The organism is Actinoallomurus bryophytorum (assembly GCF_006716425.1).
GTDB classification, from domain to species: domain Bacteria; phylum Actinomycetota; class Actinomycetes; order Streptosporangiales; family Streptosporangiaceae; genus Actinoallomurus; species Actinoallomurus bryophytorum.
In genome coordinates this window covers 421,901-437,417 of the sequence record NZ_VFOZ01000003.1, presented here as the reverse complement: position 1 = coordinate 437,417, position 15,517 = coordinate 421,901, and the positions used below count along the sequence as shown (strand labels likewise).

General features: G+C 72.4%; 9 protein-coding genes. 8 read left to right on the top strand and 1 reads right to left on the bottom strand.

Going from position 1 to position 15,517, the window contains the following annotated elements:
* Nucleotides 1–25: 25 nt before the first annotated feature.
* The 8 genes from FB559_RS43395 to FB559_RS43360 all read left to right on the top strand — a co-directional run bounded on the left by FB559_RS43395 (nt 26) and on the right by FB559_RS43360 (nt 12,582).
* Entirely contained in the window at nt 26–1,501 is a 1,476-nt protein-coding gene (locus FB559_RS43395) for a M1 family metallopeptidase (protein ID WP_141964051.1), read from the top strand.
* 436 nt (nt 1,502–1,937) lie between these two features.
* The gene (locus FB559_RS43390) at nt 1,938–2,894 is read left to right on the top strand and encodes a MetQ/NlpA family ABC transporter substrate-binding protein (RefSeq protein ID WP_185792770.1); all 957 of its coding nucleotides are present in this window, start codon (nt 1,938–1,940) and stop codon (nt 2,892–2,894) included.
* Nucleotides 2,895–2,943: 49 nt separating this feature from the next.
* The gene (locus tag FB559_RS43385) at nt 2,944–4,014 is read left to right on the top strand and encodes a methionine ABC transporter ATP-binding protein (protein WP_141964049.1); all 1,071 of its coding nucleotides are present in this window, start codon (nt 2,944–2,946) and stop codon (nt 4,012–4,014) included.
* Between the two features lies 1 nt (nt 4,015).
* Nucleotides 4,016–4,675, top strand: coding sequence for a methionine ABC transporter permease (locus FB559_RS43380; protein WP_141964048.1), 660 nt, complete (start codon nt 4,016–4,018; stop codon nt 4,673–4,675).
* 138 nt (nt 4,676–4,813) lie between these two features.
* The gene (locus FB559_RS43375; RefSeq protein ID WP_221640754.1) at nt 4,814–7,294 is read left to right on the top strand and encodes a PEP/pyruvate-binding domain-containing protein; all 2,481 of its coding nucleotides are present in this window, start codon (nt 4,814–4,816) and stop codon (nt 7,292–7,294) included.
* Nucleotides 7,291–8,283 (top strand): class I SAM-dependent methyltransferase, encoded by a 993-nt coding sequence (locus FB559_RS43370; RefSeq protein ID WP_141964043.1) that lies wholly within the window; start codon nt 7,291–7,293, stop codon nt 8,281–8,283. The genes FB559_RS43375 and FB559_RS43370 overlap by 4 nt, the downstream gene beginning before the upstream one ends.
* A 75-nt stretch (nt 8,284–8,358) precedes the next feature.
* Entirely contained in the window at nt 8,359–11,307 is a 2,949-nt protein-coding gene (locus FB559_RS43365) for a helix-turn-helix transcriptional regulator (RefSeq protein WP_185792769.1), read from the top strand.
* A 198-nt stretch (nt 11,308–11,505) separates the two neighbouring features.
* Nucleotides 11,506–12,582: a class I SAM-dependent methyltransferase gene (locus FB559_RS43360; protein WP_246122946.1), complete on the top strand. Its 1,077-nt coding sequence runs from the start codon at nt 11,506–11,508 to the stop codon at nt 12,580–12,582.
* Here the strand turns inward: FB559_RS43360 and FB559_RS43355 are convergent.
* The gene (locus FB559_RS43355; RefSeq protein WP_246122945.1) at nt 12,560–15,394 is read right to left on the bottom strand and encodes an ATP-binding protein; all 2,835 of its coding nucleotides are present in this window, start codon (nt 15,392–15,394) and stop codon (nt 12,560–12,562) included. The genes FB559_RS43360 and FB559_RS43355 overlap by 23 nt on opposite strands.
* Nucleotides 15,395–15,517 lie beyond the last annotated feature (123 nt).

The window sequence follows — 15,517 nt, the reverse complement described above, 5'->3', positions numbered from 1 at the left end:
CCGGAAATGCGAAGGAGAGCCCCAGATGCGGAAAACGCCGCTTCTTGCGGTCGCCGTCGGTGCTGCCGGCGTTCTGCTGTTCGCCACCGCGGCGAGCGCCGCCGCGCCAGGAGCGCCCGGTATCGGCGACCCGTACTATCCGGACTACGGGAACGGCGGATATGACGTCTCGCACTACGACCTCGGCCTGAAGTACCAGCCCGCCACCGACACGCTGCAGGGCACCGCGAGGATCACGGCGCGGGCCACCCAGGACCTGTCCCGTTTCGACCTCGACTTCCTGCTGGACACCCAGGCGGTCACGGTCAACGGCCGCAAGGCGTCGTTCACCACGTCCGGCGCGCACGAGCTGGTGATCACCCCCGCCCGTGTCCTGCGAAAGGGCGCGTCGATCGCCATCACGGTGACCTACTCCGGCGTGCCGTCGACGAAGAAGTACAACGACTACGTCGGCTGGGCGAAGACCCCCGACGGCGCGGTCGCGGCGCAGGAGCCCGAAAGCGCCTGGTGGTGGTTCCCCAGCAACGACCACCCGCTCGACAAGGCCACCTACGACATCACGATCACCGTGCCCGAAGGCCTGCAGACGATCAGCAGCGGCGAACCCCACGGCGCCCGTACGGCGGGCGGCTGGACCACGTACAAGTGGCACGAGGCCAAGCCGGAGGCGACCTACCTGACCACCCTCGCGGTGGGCAAGTTCGAGATCCACCAGGGCCGCACCAAGAGCGGCCTGCCCGTGATCACCGCCTACAGCCCCGACGTCGACCCGGCCCTGCTCACGGCGGCCAAGGCCAGCGTCGAGACCACCGGTGAGGTCATCGACTGGGAGAGCACGGTCTTCGGTCCCTACCCCTTCACCTCCGCCGGCGGCTACGTCCCGAACGTCACGTCGCACTTCTCGCTGGAGGAGCAGACCCGGGTCTTCTACAGCCCTGCGGCCTTCTCCACCGGTGTCCGGCCGTACCTCATCGTGCACGAGAACGCCCACCAGTGGTTCGGCGACAGCGTCTCGCTCACGACCTGGCGCGACATCTGGCTGAACGAGGGCTTCGCCACCTTCGCCGAGTGGCTGTGGTCGGAGAAGACCGGCCAGGGAACCACCGCCGAGGTCGCGCGGCAGACGTACGACAGCTACCCGGCCGACGACCCGTTCTGGCAGGTCAAGGCCGGTGACCCGGGCCCTGGCGACAACCAGTTCGACGACGCCGTCTACGACCGCGGCGCCCTGACCCTCCAGGCCCTGCGCGCCACGGTCGGCGACGCGAAGTTCTTCACCATCCTCCGCGCGTGGGCGACCCTCCACCGTTACGGCAACGCCACCACCGCCCAGTTCGAGGCGCTGGCCGAGAAGATCTCCGGCAAGAACCTGGGGAGCCTCTTCCAGACCTGGCTCTACACCACCGGCCGCCCTGCCGCCCCGCCCCAGCAGGTCGCCCTGAAGACCACTCCCAAGAGCTGGAAGGAGATCCGCCAGACGCGGACTCTGGAGGCTCACTGACCCGCCACCCGTCGGTGATCATGCGGTCCCTTCCGTAAGGGTCCGCATGGTCACCGACGGGGCGTGCTCGCGTCGGCCTGGCCACTTGCGAGAGAAATACCTACTTAACTAGTATGAAAACCATGCTTTCCAGTCAGCCGCGCCGGCGGAGCCGCGCGACCGCGACCATCGGGTGGTCGCTCGCATCCGGCGAGACCAGGGTCTCGCCGGCCGGCAGACCGCTCCTACGTGAGGTGCTGCTGACCAGTCGACGCGTGGTCGACTACGCGCACGTCGCGAGCAGCCTCTGTCGCCGATGAGACCGGCACGGCGTCGCTCCTGACGACGTTCGCCGCTCGCGTGCCCATCCACGCGATTGCTCCCTTTCACTCCCCGGCGGCCGCCGCACGTGACGGTGGCCGGCCGGTGCACTCATCGATGAACCCCGGAGGTTGTTGTGTCCGATTCGTCCACGCCCAGCGAACCGGCGGACGAGCCCCAGTTGCCGGAACGCCGCTCCAGCGGCAGGCGACGCATCAACTGGATCGTCTCGGCCGTGGTCGTGGCCGCCATCGTCGTCGTCGCGGTCGTCGTCGCCGTGACCGGCGGCTCCGACGACGCGAAGACGGTACGCATCGGTGTCGCCGACGCGTCCGAGCCGTACTGGAAGACCTACGCGGCGCTGGCGAAGAAGCGGCTGAACGTCACCGTGACGTATGTCAACTTCAACGACTACAGCCAGCCGAACCCCGCGTTGAAACAGAAGCAGCTCGACCTGAACCAGTTCCAGCACATCCAGTACCTGGCGAACTACAACGTCACCGCGCACGAGGACCTGCAGCCCATCGGCGCGACGGCGGTCTACCCGCTGCCGCTCTACGCGCTGAAGTACCACGCCCCGGCCGCGCTGCCGGACGGCGCCAAGGTCGCGATCCCGAACGACGCGATCAACGAGGCGCGCGGGCTGCTGGTGCTGCAGGCCGCCAAGCTGGTGACGCTGAAGAACGGCGGCACCGCGTTCTCCAGCACCTCCGACATCACCTCGCACCGGGTCGACGTCGTCACCCTGGACGCGTCACAGACCGCGCGGGCCGTACTCAACGGCTCGGCGGCCGCGGCGATCGTCAACAACAACTACGCGACGAGCGCGAAGCTGGCGAAGTCGGACGCGATATTCCAGGACGACCCGGCCAGCCCGATCGCCGCCCCGTACGTGAACCTCTTCGTCTCCCGCGCCGCGGACAAGGACAACCCGACGTACCTGAAGCTGGCCGCGCTGTACCACGACCCATCGGTGGAGAAGGGCGTCCAGACGGCCAACGGAGGCACCGCGGTGTTCCGCGACGTGACGCCGGCGACGTTGCAGGCGGAGCTGAAGACCGTCCAGGCACAGGCCCAGGCGGCGCAGAAGTAGGAAAAGGAGAGGTGGCCCGGACCGTACGGTGCCGGGCCACCGGTGCGATATGTCCGTCACCACCAGAGACGCCGAGCCGGCCGGCTCCGAGCCGTACGTCCGTATCGAGCACGTGACCAAGCGTTTTCCCGGGAACGGCCGGCGCGGCACGCCGTTGACCGCGTTGCGCGATGTGAGCCTGGAGGTCGCCCGCGGCGAGGTCTTCGGCGTCATCGGCCACTCCGGCGCCGGCAAGAGCACGCTGGTACGGCTGATCAACGGCCTGGAGACGCCCACCGAAGGGCGGATCCATGTCGGGCCGCACGAGGTCACGGCCCTGTCCGAACGCGATCGGCGAAACGTACGGCGCGACATCGGCATGATCTTCCAGCAGTTCAACCTGTTCCGGTCGCGTACCGTCGCGGGCAACGTCGCGTACCCGCTCAAGGTCGCCGGAGTCGGGCAGCCCGAACGCGACCGCAGGGTGGCGCGGCTGCTGGACTTCGTGGGGCTGCTGGACCGTGCCCACGACCATCCGGAGCAACTGTCCGGCGGGCAGAAACAGCGGGTGGGGATCGCACGGGCCCTGGCCACCGAACCCTCGCTGCTGCTCGCCGACGAGGCCACGAGCGCGCTCGACCCGGAGACGACGGGCGAGGTGCTCGCCCTGCTCCGGCGCATCAACCGCGAACTGGGCGTCACGATCGTCATCATCACCCACGAACTGGACGTCATCCGCAGCATCGCGGACCGGGTGGCGGTACTCGACGGAGGCGAGCTCGTCGAGTCCGGGAGCCTGTACGAGGTCTTCGCGCACCCGAGCACCGAGGCCGCCGCCCGCTTCGTCGGCACCACCCTGCGCGACCGTCCGTCGGCCGCGACGCTGGCGCGGCTGCGGCGCACGCACTCCGGGCGTCTCGTCACCGTACGGGTGCGCGACCGTACCGGCTTCCAGACCGCGCTCGCCGCCACGTTCCTGCGCCACGAGGTCGCGGCGGAGATCGTCTTCGGCGGCATCAGCGAGCTGCAGGACAGACCTGTCGGGAGTCTCACCTTCGAACTTACGGGGCCGCCGGACGCCGTGGACGCGTCGCTGGCGGCGCTGCGGTCCGACGGCGTCGAGCTGACGGAGGAGGACTGAGATGCACGAGTTCCTCACCAACCTGCCGGTCTTCCGGCAGGCGATCGGGCAGACCTTCTACATCGTGGTCATCTCGGTGGTGGCCGGTGGTGTGCTCGGCCTGGCCATCGGGCTCGTCCTGTACGCCACCCGGCCGGGCAACCTCATGGCCAACCGGCCCGTGTACGTCGCCGTCAACGTCCTCGTCAACGTCGTACGGCCGATCCCGTTCGTCATCTTCCTCACCGCGATCCAGCCGCTGATGCTGAACACCCTCGGCACGACGATCGGTACGAACGCGGTCACCTTCGCGCTGTCGCTGTCCGCGGCGTTCGCGGTCAGCCGCATCGTCGAGCAGAACCTGCTGACGGTCGGCCCCGGCGTGATCGAGGCGGCGCGCGCGGCCGGGGCCCGGCCGGTGGGCATCATCGTCACGGTGCTCATCCCGGAGGCGCTCGGTCCGATCATCCTCGGCTACACGTTCATCTTCGTCGCGGTCGTCGACATGTCCGCGCAGGCCGGGCTCTTCGGCGGCGGTGGCCTGGGCGACTTCGCGATCACCTACGGGTCACAGCGCTACAACTGGCCGATCGTCTACATCACCGTCGCCACGATCGTCGTGATCGTGCAGGCGGGGCAGTTCCTCGGGAACCGGCTCGCCCGCCGGGCGCTGCGCCGCTGACCCGCGCGGGGGACGAGCCGATCCACCGCGGCCTCAGGTCCCGGCCATCGCCCGACGCGGATACGTAGGGATACGTATCGGCCGAGGCGCCGGCGCAGGCCGATGCTGGACGTATCCGATCGGCGAAGGAGCGGTGCTGTGGTCGGTCAGCGGACGTGCGACATCGTGGCTTTGGACGAGGCCGGCCGGCTGGGTCCGGCGGAGGCCGGGGGTAAGGCGGCGAGTCTGGGCCGGCTGCGGGCGGCCGGGTTCCCGGTGCCGGACGGCTTCGTGATTCCGGCCGGGACGCTGGACCGCGCGCTGGTCGGCGGTCGTCTCGACGACCGGTTGGCGGCGGCCGTCCTGACCGCGGCCGGGCGGCTGGGGGGCGGACCGCTGGCCGTGCGTTCCTCGGGCGTCGAGGAGGACGGCGAAGACGCCTCGCACGCCGGGCAGTACGAGACCGTGCTGGACGTGAGGGCCGGGGAGCCGCTGCTGGCGGCGGTGGTCGCGTGCTGGACGTCAGGTCGCCTGGCGCACGTCCGCCTCTACCGCGAGGCCCACGGCCTGCCGCAGGACAGCCGGCTCGCGGTGCTCGTCCAGCGGCTGGTGCCCGCCGAGGCGGCCGGCGTGGCGTTCACCGCCAACCCGGTCACCGGCGAGCGGGGGGAGGTGGTGGTCAGCGCCGTACACGGTCTGGGGGACCGGCTCGTCTCCGGGGCGACCTGCCCGGACGAATGGGTGGTGCGGGGCGGTACGGCGACCTGTGGTGCGCACCCGGAGGACGCGGTCGACGCGGCTCAGGTCCGATCGGTCGCCGAGCTGGCCCGGCGGGTGGAGGCGCACGAGGGCGTACCCCAGGACATCGAATGGGCGCTCGCCGAGGGCGGGCTGTTCCTGCTCCAGGCCCGGCCGATCACCGCACTACCGGAGCCCCTCCCCGAACCGGTGCCGGTCCCGGTCGAGCCGCCGCCCGGGTACTGGACCCGCGAGGCCACACACGCTCCCCAGCCGTGGTCGCCGTTCATGCGGGCCCTGTTCGAGGTGCGCACCCGGGCCTTACGGGACGCGTTCGCCGAGCATGGTTTCCTGCTGGAGGGCTTGGACGTACGCGACATCGGGGGCTGGGAGTACTTGCGGCTGGTGCCACTGGGCGGCAAGGACCGCGGTGCCCCGCCGAGCCGGCTGTGGCCGCTGCTCATCCGATGTGTGCCGGCGCTGCGGAGGCGGATCCGCACCTGTGTCCGCGCGATCCGCGCGGACACGGCGGGGCGGCTCGTCGAACGCTGGGAGGACGTCTGGCTGCCGGAGTTCGCCGGCCGGTTCGCGCGGCTGCGCGATGTCGACCCGAGCGGCTACTCCGACGAGGAGCTCGACCGGCACCTCGACGCCGTCGTCGCCCTGCACGACGACGGCGACTTCGTGCACATGCGGCTGCACCCGGCGATCGGGCTGATGCTCGCCGACCTCGCGGTCACCTGCCGCGACCTGCTGGGCTGGGATGACGCGCGAGCCTTGACGCTGTTGTCGGGTCTTTCCCGGCGTTCGACCGAGCCGGCGCGCCGGCTCGCCGACCTGACCGCGCTCGCGGCGGCCCGCCCGGCGGTACGTGAGCTGGTCGAGCGGGCCGGTCCGATGACCGAGCCGCGGACCGGCGCGGACGCCGAGTTCACCGCGGCGCTCGCCGTCTACCAGCGTGAGTACGGCTGCCGGGCGGTGCGCTACGAGGTGGCCGATCCGACCATCGCCGAGCTCCCCGGGCTCACGCTCGGGCTGATCCGCGACCAGCTCGCCCGGGGCTACGACCCGCGGGCGGAGGACGCGACGTCCGAAGCGTGCCGCGCCGAGGCCGAGCGCGAGGCCCGCGGCAGGCTGGCGGCGCGACCGCCCGCCGATCGGCGGCGCTTCGAGCGGGCGCTCACCCGCGCCCGGCGCGCCTATCCGGTCCGCGAGGACAACGAGTTCGTCACCGTCAGCGGGCCGATCGCGCTGGTACGCCTGGCCGCTCTGGAGTTCGGCCGGCGGCTCGCCCGCCGAGGCCAGATCGTCCACCGCGACGACGTGTTCTTCCTGGAGCCGGCGGAGGTTCGCGCCGCGCTGCGCTCCGGTGACGACCGGCGCGACCTGGTCGTGCGGCGCAAGGGCGAGCGGGCCTGGGTGCTCGCCCACCCGGGGCCGTCCTCGTACGGCAGGGATCCCGGACCTCCGCCGTCGCTGGACCCGCTGCCCGCCGAGGCGCGGTTCGCCATGAAAGCGCTCCTGTGGCTCGTGGACCTGGTCCTCGGCCCCCAGGCGCAGGCCGGCGTCCCCGTGGACGGTGATCGGCTGCAGGGCATCGGGGTTTCCGCCGGGCGCTACACCGGGCCCGTTCGCATCGTCCAGGACGAGGGGGAGTTCGGGAAGATCCGTGCCGGCGACGTACTGGTCTGCCCGATCACCTCTCCGGTGTGGTCCGTGCTGTTCCCCAGCATCGGCGCGCTGGTCACCGACACCGGCGGTCTGCTCTCCCACCCGGCGATCATCGCCCGCGAGTACCGGGTGCCGGCCACCGTGGCCACCGGGCGCGCGACCCGGCTGCTGCGTGACGGCGAGCTGGTCACGGTCGACGGCACGGCCGGCACCGTGGAGCGTGTGTCGTGACCGCCGCCGTCCCGTCCTCCCCGCCGCGACCTGCCACCGGGTCCGATTTCCTGGCCGAAGCCGCGACCGCGACCGCCGCGCTGGCCGCCGCCGAACGCCTCGGGGTCCTGGACCGGCTGGACCGCGGCCCGGCCGACGCCGCCGCGCTGGTCACCGACTGCGGCCTCACCTGCCGCGCCGCGCCGCTTCTGCTCGACGTGCTGGCCGCGGTCGGAGCGGCGACCCCGGTCGGCGACGGCAGCTACCGTGCCGTCCGCGGCATCCGGCGGCTCGGCGAAATGCTGCGGCTCACCGCCGCCGGGCTCCCCGACGTGCTCCGCTCCGGCGTTCCGGCGGTCGCCACCGACACCCGGTCCGGTGCCGAACAGCTCTACCCCGGCACCATCGACCACCTGGGAGCACTGATGGCCGATGCCGCCGCCCAGGCCGCCGCCCATCTGGCGTCCGCGGCCGTACCCGGCGCGGTGCTCGACGTCGGGGCCGGCGCCGCCCCATGGAGCCTGGCGCTGGCCCACCGCCTGCCCCGCTGCCGGTTCACCGCCCTGGACCTGCCCGCGGTCCTGGCCACCACGCGTACCACCGTCGAGGCCGCGGGCCACGCGACCCGCTTCACCTTCCTCGCCGCGGACATGTTCACCGCCGACCTGCCCACGGCCGCGTACGACCTGGTGATCGTCGGCAACGTCTGTCACCTCTTCGACCCGTCGGCCAACCGGCGGCTGCTGGCCCGGCTCACCCGTACGCTGCGGCCCGGCGGAACGCTCGCCATCCTGGACATCCTGCCGGACTCACGCGGCACCGACCGCCGCTGGCTCGCCCTCTACGCGCTCGGCCTCCACGCACGCACGACCAGCGGACAGGTCCACCCGTACGCCGCCTACCAGGAGTGGCTCGCCGAGGCCTTCCTCGTCTCCGTACGCCGCCACGACCTGCCGACCACACCTCCGCTCACCCTCCTCACCGCCCACCTGCCAGACCGCGCGCCGTAGGTGTTGGTCCTGTCCGCGATTCCGGAGACGATAGGAGCTGAGATGCTCCTTCGGGGGACGACCGGGAGGACGCGGATGGCAGGCGCTGCGGGACGCGGCCCGGCAGACGTCCCCCTGGTGGGGCGTTCCGCCGAACTCACGCGCGTCCGCGCGGCCGTGGATCGGGTGGCCGCCGGGCAAGGCCGCATGCTCCTGCTCGCGGGCCCGGCGGGGATCGGAAAGTCCCGGCTCTTGGACGAAGCGACCGCGCTGGCGGGGGACCGTGGCTTCGTCATGCTGCGAGGCGGCGCGCGGGTCCTGGGCCGGGGTTTGGCGTACGCGCCGATCGTGGAGGCGTTCGGGCCCTATCTGCGCGCTCTGACACCAGGCCGGCGGGTCCGCCTGCTGGACGGGCTGGCGGATCTGGGGCGGCTCTTCGCGGATCTGCATCTGCCTCCGGCGGAGCCGCTGGGCGATCCGGCGCTGGAGCGCACAAGGCTGTTCGAGGCGGTGGCGCGGCTGCTCGCCCGAATGGCCGAGCGAACACCGGTGGTACTCGCCGTGGACGATCTGCACTGGGCGGACACCGCCACGGCCGAACTCCTGCACTATGTGGCGCGGGGCGTCAGCGGGCACCTGATCCTGATACTCGGCGCCTACCGCAGCGGCGAGGTCGCCGGGCAGCCGGCGCTGCAGGCACTGGTTCAGGATCTGCGCGGGGCAGGGCTTGCCGAGGAGCTGATGCTCGGCGGCCTGACGCCGGAGGCGATCCGATCGCTCGCCCGAGCCGTTCTCGGCGGCGAGCCTCCGTCCGCACTGGTGGAGTTGCTGGCGGCGCGGGCCGCAGGCAGCCCTTTGGTGGCGACCACGATGGTCAGTGAACTCGTACGCAGCGGCGGCCTGTTCCGCAGCGGCGGCGCCTGGATCCTGGGGCGAAGCGCGGGGGAACTCGTCCCGATCCTCGTCCGCGACCTGGTCCACGGCCAGCTGCGGCGCGCGACCGACGAGCAGCGGAACCTCCTCGAACTCGTCGTGGTCGCCGGTGACGCGGCGATGTTGCCGGTGCTCTGCGAGGTGGCGGGCACCGGGGAGGAAGACCTCGTCAGCCGGCTGCGCGACCTGCGTGACCTCGACCTGGTGTTCGAGGTGACCGACGGACGGGACCTGGTCTACCGCACCGCTCACCCGGTGTACGCCGAGGTGATCTATGCCGAGCTGCCAGAGGCGGTCCGCCGCCGCCGGCATGCCGACGTCGCGGCCGCGTTGGAGCGACGAGAGCCGGAAGACCTCGCGTTGCTCGCCCCGCACTATCGTGACGCGCACGACCAGGTCGGGGCCGAGCGCGCACTGGAGGTGCTCACCCGCGCAGGTGAGCGTGCGCTCGACGTGCTGGCGGGCAAGGACGCCGCAGGTTACCTGGAGGCGGCCCGATCGCACGCCGATGACCGGGCCCCGGGGCTGCTGGAGCGCCTCGGCGACGCGCAGCAGATAGGCGGTCATCTCGACGCCGCGGTCGCAGCGTGGAAAGAGGCGCTGGAGGCGTACCGGCGATCGGGAGATCACGCGGCGGTGGCGCGGCTGTCCCAGCGGCTCGCGTTCGCGGTGTGGGATCAGGGTGAGTTCGAACGGGCACAGCGACTGCTGGCCGAGGGCCTCGCGGCGCTTCCGGCGACCGAACCGGATCTCGGACTCGGCCTGCGCGAGTCCCAGACCCGGCTGCTGATCCGGATCGGCGACCTCCCCGCCGTGAAGGCCGAGGTGGGCCGGCTACGGGCGGCGGGGGAGCACGCGGGTTCGCTGCGGACCATCGCCGTGGCGGACATGATCGACGGCGACGTCCAACTTCGGGACGGGCCATCTCCACGAGCCCACCAGACCTGCCTGCGCGCCCTGACCGCCGCGGAACGGCTGGCGGACCCGGTCCTGATAGAAGAGATACACCGGCCTCTGATGATGATCGAGCTCATGCTCGACGGACCCGGGCCGGCGCGTCGCCGGGCGCTGTACGCACTGCGGCTGGCCCGCGCCTCCGGGGTACCGACGCTGGAGATGGCGTCGCGGTTCCTGCTCGTGCTCGTCGACTTCCACGGCGGCGACTGGGAGCAGGCGCAACGCGGCGCCGTCGAAGTCCTCGCGCTCGGGCACCGGGTGAGCAACGTACGTGCCGTCGTCGCCGGTCTGATCGTCCAGGCGCTCGTGCTCACCTTCCGTGGCGACATCGCCGAAGCGGCGGCCTGCCTGGCAGAAGCACGTACCGTCCTCGGTCCCCGGCCCGCGGACCGCCGGATGGTCACCCTGATCCAGACCGTAGAGGCCCAGATCGCGCTGGAGCGCGGAGATCCGGACCAGGCCGTCGCCGCGGCCGCCGACCTGGACACGAGCTGGCTGATGTCGCCGGCGTTCAGCCTGGCCGTGCTCGGCGGCACTCAAGTCGCCGCAGGCGGGCTCGACGCCGCGCTCGGCACGGCCGACCGGCTCAGGCGGTTCGGACCACGGGCGCGGTACGCGGCGGCACTGGCCGATGAACTCATGGGCCTGGTCCACGGCGCGCGGGGCGACCGGACGGCGGCGCTGGACGAACTGGGCCGCGCGGTCGAGCGGTTCACGACGCTCGCGATGCCCTTCGACGCCGCGAGGTGCCGGCTGCAGTGGTCGCTCGCCGCCCCGCCGAAGCGCCGGGACGAGGCGGTGGCCGCGGCGCAGAGCAGCCTGGCGGTGTTCACCGAGGTCGGCGCCCGCCGCTACGCCGACCGGGCACGCCGCCTGCTCCGCGACCTCGGAGCACGGCCCGCGCAGCCCCGGCGGAGCCCGGCCGCCGGGCTGAGCGGACGTGAGGCGGAGGTCGTACGCCTGGTCGCACAGGGCCTGAGCAACGCCGACATCGCCCGCCGCCTGGTGATCAGCCCACGCACGGTGACCACCCACCTGCAACACGTGTACGCCCGGCTGGGCGTCGAATCCCGGATCGCACTGGTCCGCTACGCGATGGACCACGACCTGCTCGCCGAGCCGGCGGCACGAAGGCGGAAGGCCGGCGATCCGTAGGACGCCATATCGCCGGGACCGTGGAATGGCCGATGCCCTTGGAAGACCCACTCTCGGTCGGGCGCGGCCACCGGGCATCCGTGGTCGGCACTGATCCGGGGTTCCGTGGTGGTCACGGATGCCCTGTCCCCGTACCGGCCGGCACGCTCGTCTCCAGGCGGGTTCGTCGGGGACCCGCAGGGGAGAGGGGAGACGCAAGTGACCACAACCGGTATCGCACGGCTGGACGAGGCGAGACTCGAGGCGTTCGTGGGACAGGTGGTCGCCGACATGGGCGCGGCCATCTCCGGGCTGTTGCTGCACATCGGCGACCGGCTGGGTCTGTACAAGGCGATGGCCGGCGCCGGCCCGATCACATCCTCCGATCTGGCGCGGCGCACCGGCACCGCCGAGCGGTACGTCCGCGAATGGCTCGGCAACCAGGCGGCCGGCGGCTATGTCGTCTACGACCCGGCCGGTGGCACCTACGAGCTGCCCGCGGAGCAGGCCATGGTGGTGGCCGACGAAGGCAGCCCGGTCTTCCTCGGGGGCGCCTTCGAGACCATCGCCTCCTGCTACGCCGACCATGACGTACTGGTCGAGGCGTTCCGCACCGGCGCGGGAGTCGGCTGGCACGAGCACGACGCACGGCTGTTCTCCGGGGTCGTCCGGCTCTTTCGCCCTGGCTACGCCGCCCACCTCGTCCAGGAATGGCTACCGGCGCTGGATGGAGTGGTCGAGAAGCTACGGGCGGGCGCGAGCGTCGCCGACGTGGGGTGCGGACTCGGCGCCTCCACGGTCATCATGGCGCAGGCGTTCGAGCGTTCGACGTTCGCCGGCTTCGACATCCACGAGCCCTCGATCGAGGCCGCCCGTACGGCCGCGGCGCAGGCCGGCGTGGACCAGCGGGCGAGGTTCGCCGTCGCGCAGGCCAAGGACCTGCCCGGCGAGGGGTATGACCTGGTGTGCCTTTTCGACGCCCTGCACGACATGGGGGACCCGGTCGGCGCCGCGCGGCACATCCGGCGGGCGCTGGCTGCGGACGGCACGCTGCTGCTGGTCGAGCCGAACGCCGGCGACGCGCTGGAGGACAACCTCCATCCGATCGGGCGGACCTACTACGGCCTGTCCACCGTCATCTGCACGCCGGGGTCACTGGCGCAGGACGTCGGGCTGGGATTGGGCGCGCAGGCCGGTGAACGCCGGCTTGCCGTGGTGCTGCGCGAGGCGGGCTTCACGCGCGTACGGCGGGCGACCGAGACCCCCTTCAACATCATTCTGGAGGCCAGACCATAGGCACCGCACCCATCGCCGCCAGCGCGGACTCACCACGTGCCCGCTGCTCCCCGCCCAGGAGGACAAGGGTCCGGGCCCACTGGTAACGGCAGCCGGCATCCGACAGGGCGGCGGCCGCGGCGGTCAATCCGTCGCGGTCGCCGCCGTGGGTGGTCAGGGCCGCCGTGCGGTCGACGATGGCGGTGGCGATCGGGTTGCCGGCCGTCGCCAGGCGCGCACGCCGGATGCGGTCGGCGGCCTCCCGATGCCCGCTGAGCACCGCGGCCTCGGCCCACAGCGCGCCGTACCAAGGGCGCCACATGCCGCTGTACCACTCGGTGAACTCCTCCGGCGGTGTGACCATCACCCGCACCGCCCGCTCGGGCAGACCGCGGTGCAGCAGCAACAACGCGTCGAAGAACTCGCCGAAGTGCACCTCGGAAACCGAGCGTCCCGGCGTCTCGAGGGCACCGACGATGTCCAGCCAGGCGGCGCGAGCGTCGTCGTCGCCGCACAGCCCGTGCACCGTCGCGGCCGCGTACGCGGCGCGGCTGAGATTGCCCGCGCGAGGGCGGCCGGCCCGCTCCCATCCCTCGCGGAAGCGCTCGGCCAGGCCGAGGGCCTCGGGCCAGCCACCCGCCAGCGCCGTCACGAGGAGCAGCCGCGCGCCGGCCAGGTGCCCCTCCTCCCGGTAGAACGGCAGGTCACGCAGGCCTTCGGCCAGCCTTCGCCCGGCCCGCAGGTCACCGGCGGCGACGGCACAATCGGCGGCCATGATGAACCCGTCGAAGAACTCCAGCGCGGCCCTAGCCGTCACCGGCATCGGCGCCAGCAGCTCGGTGCGCCGCAACGCGCTCGCCGCCGCGGCGCGGACCTCGCCGCGCGCCAGCTGTACCGCGGTCAGCTGGTCGAGCGCCGCGCTCTCGGTCAGCGGATCGCCGACGCGCCGGGCCAGGGTGAGAGCGCGCTCGACGAGCTGGAGGGTGGCCGGATCGGCCACGGCCCCGGCGCACGCCTCGGCGATGAGCAGCCGCGCCTCGGCGGCCGGGTCTCCGTCGGCCAGCGCCCATCCCCGCGTGATCAGTAGCTCCACCTCCCCGGCCGCGGGTACGGTCGCCATCAGGCCTGGGCCGCGATTGATCAACTCGGCGTTCTGCGCGAGGTCACCGGCCGCACCGGGCCGATCGCCCGCGCGGAGCGCCGCGTCGGCGGCGCGCATCCGCAGCCGCAGAGCCTCGCTACCGAAATGTCGCGACTCGGCGGCGCCCGCGGCACTGCGCAACGCGTCGGCGGCGGCCAGGTCGTCGTCGGCGAGCCCGGCCGCCTGCTCATAGCGGCGCTGCGACTCACCGGGCATGCCGCGGATGAAGCTCAGGTGGGCCAGGCAGATCGCCAGGCGGTACGCCTCCGTACGGTGGCGCGCATGGCCCGCCGCCCAGGTCAGCGCGCCGCGCAGCTCGCCGGCGACCTGGTCGAACGCCGTCCGCCACGTACCGGCGACCTCACGCGACGCGAGCTCGACGACGGCGCTCTCGGCGAGACACCAACGCAGGTGGCGCGACAGGGTCTCGACCGACTCACCTGCCTCGTCGAGCCGATCGGCGCCGTACTGGCGGATCGTCTCCAGGGCCCGGTAGCGCGTACCGCCCGGCCCCGCGAGCGCGATCAGCAGACTCTGGTCGGCGAGCCCGGCCAGGATGATGGGGACATGGCCGGCCGGCACCGGTGACCAATCGGCCACGACCGCCGCCGCCGCGGTCGCGGTGAACGGTTCGGCGAAGGCCGAGACCCGGCGCAGCACCGCCTGGCCGGGTTCGTCCAGCAGCGCGTAACTCCAGTCGAGCGCCGAGCGCAGCGAACGGTGCCGGTCATCGATCCGCGGACCGCCCGCGAGCAGCCGCAATCGGTCGGTCAGGCCGGCTTCGAGCCCGTCGACCCCGAGCGAGGGGTAACGGGCGGCGGCCAGCTCGATCGCCAGCGCCATTCCGTCGAGGGCCCGGCAGACGGCGGTGATGCCTTCGATGTCGCCGGACCGCGCCGGGCTCCCCGCTGCCGCCGCCCGCCCGAGGAACAGCCCGACCGCGTCACCCGGCCCGCCGTCGTCCGCCTCGACGGACAGTCCGGGCACGGGGAACACTCGCTCGAAGGGCACCAGCAACCTGGCCCGGCTGGTGGCGAGTACCGTCGACCGCGGGCTGCCGGCCAGCAACCGTTCGAGCAGGACCACCACGCCGTCCAGCAGGTGCTCGCAGTTGTCCAGCACGAGCAGCGTCTCCCGCTCGGCCAGCCAGCCCAGGACGTCGTCCACCGCGGAGCCGCCCGGACGCTCGCCGAGGCCGAGCGCGTCGGCGATCGCCGGTGCGATCATCAACACATCGGTCACGGGCACGAGATCGACGTACCAGACGCCGTCGGCGAATCGGTCACCCATGTCGGCGGCGACGCTCAAGGCCAGACGCGTCTTGCCGACCCCGCCCGGTCCGACGGCTGTCACGAGGCGGTGTTCGTGCAGCGCGGTGGACAGCGCCGCCCTCTCGGCCAGCCGCCCGACGAACGGCGTCAACGGCGACGGCAGCGCGGCGGCGACCGTGGTCGGGGCGGCCGACCCGCCCGCCGGATCGGAGCGCAGGCTCCCGGCAACGCCGGCCAGTGCGCGGCGGTCGTCCGCCTGCAGCTTGCGCAGCAACGAGGAGACGTGGCTCTCGACGGTGCGGATGGAGATGAACAGCCGAGCGCCGATCTCGGCGTTGGTCAGGTGTTCGCCGAGCGCGGCCAGGACCTCCGCCTCACGGGCGGAGATGCCCACCTCGCGAGGACTCCCCGGATTGGCCACCTTCAGATTGTGCACGTCGCGGGCGGATGACACAGGCCCGTCGACAGGGTCACGTTGAGTCGCCGCGACACCACGGACGGCGTGACGACCGGGCCGGCGAGGTTGTCAGTGGCATGGTGCAGC

Coding starts and splice junctions, on each gene's coding strand:
- FB559_RS43395 (WP_141964051.1), top strand. CDS start 26: ATGCGGAAAACGCCGCTTCTTGCGGTCGCCGTCGGTGCTGCCGGCGTT.
- FB559_RS43385 (WP_141964049.1), top strand. CDS start 2,944: ATGTCCGTCACCACCAGAGACGCCGAGCCGGCCGGCTCCGAGCCGTAC.
- FB559_RS43380 (WP_141964048.1), top strand. CDS start 4,016: ATGCACGAGTTCCTCACCAACCTGCCGGTCTTCCGGCAGGCGATCGGG.
- FB559_RS43365 (WP_185792769.1), top strand. CDS start 8,359: ATGGCAGGCGCTGCGGGACGCGGCCCGGCAGACGTCCCCCTGGTGGGG.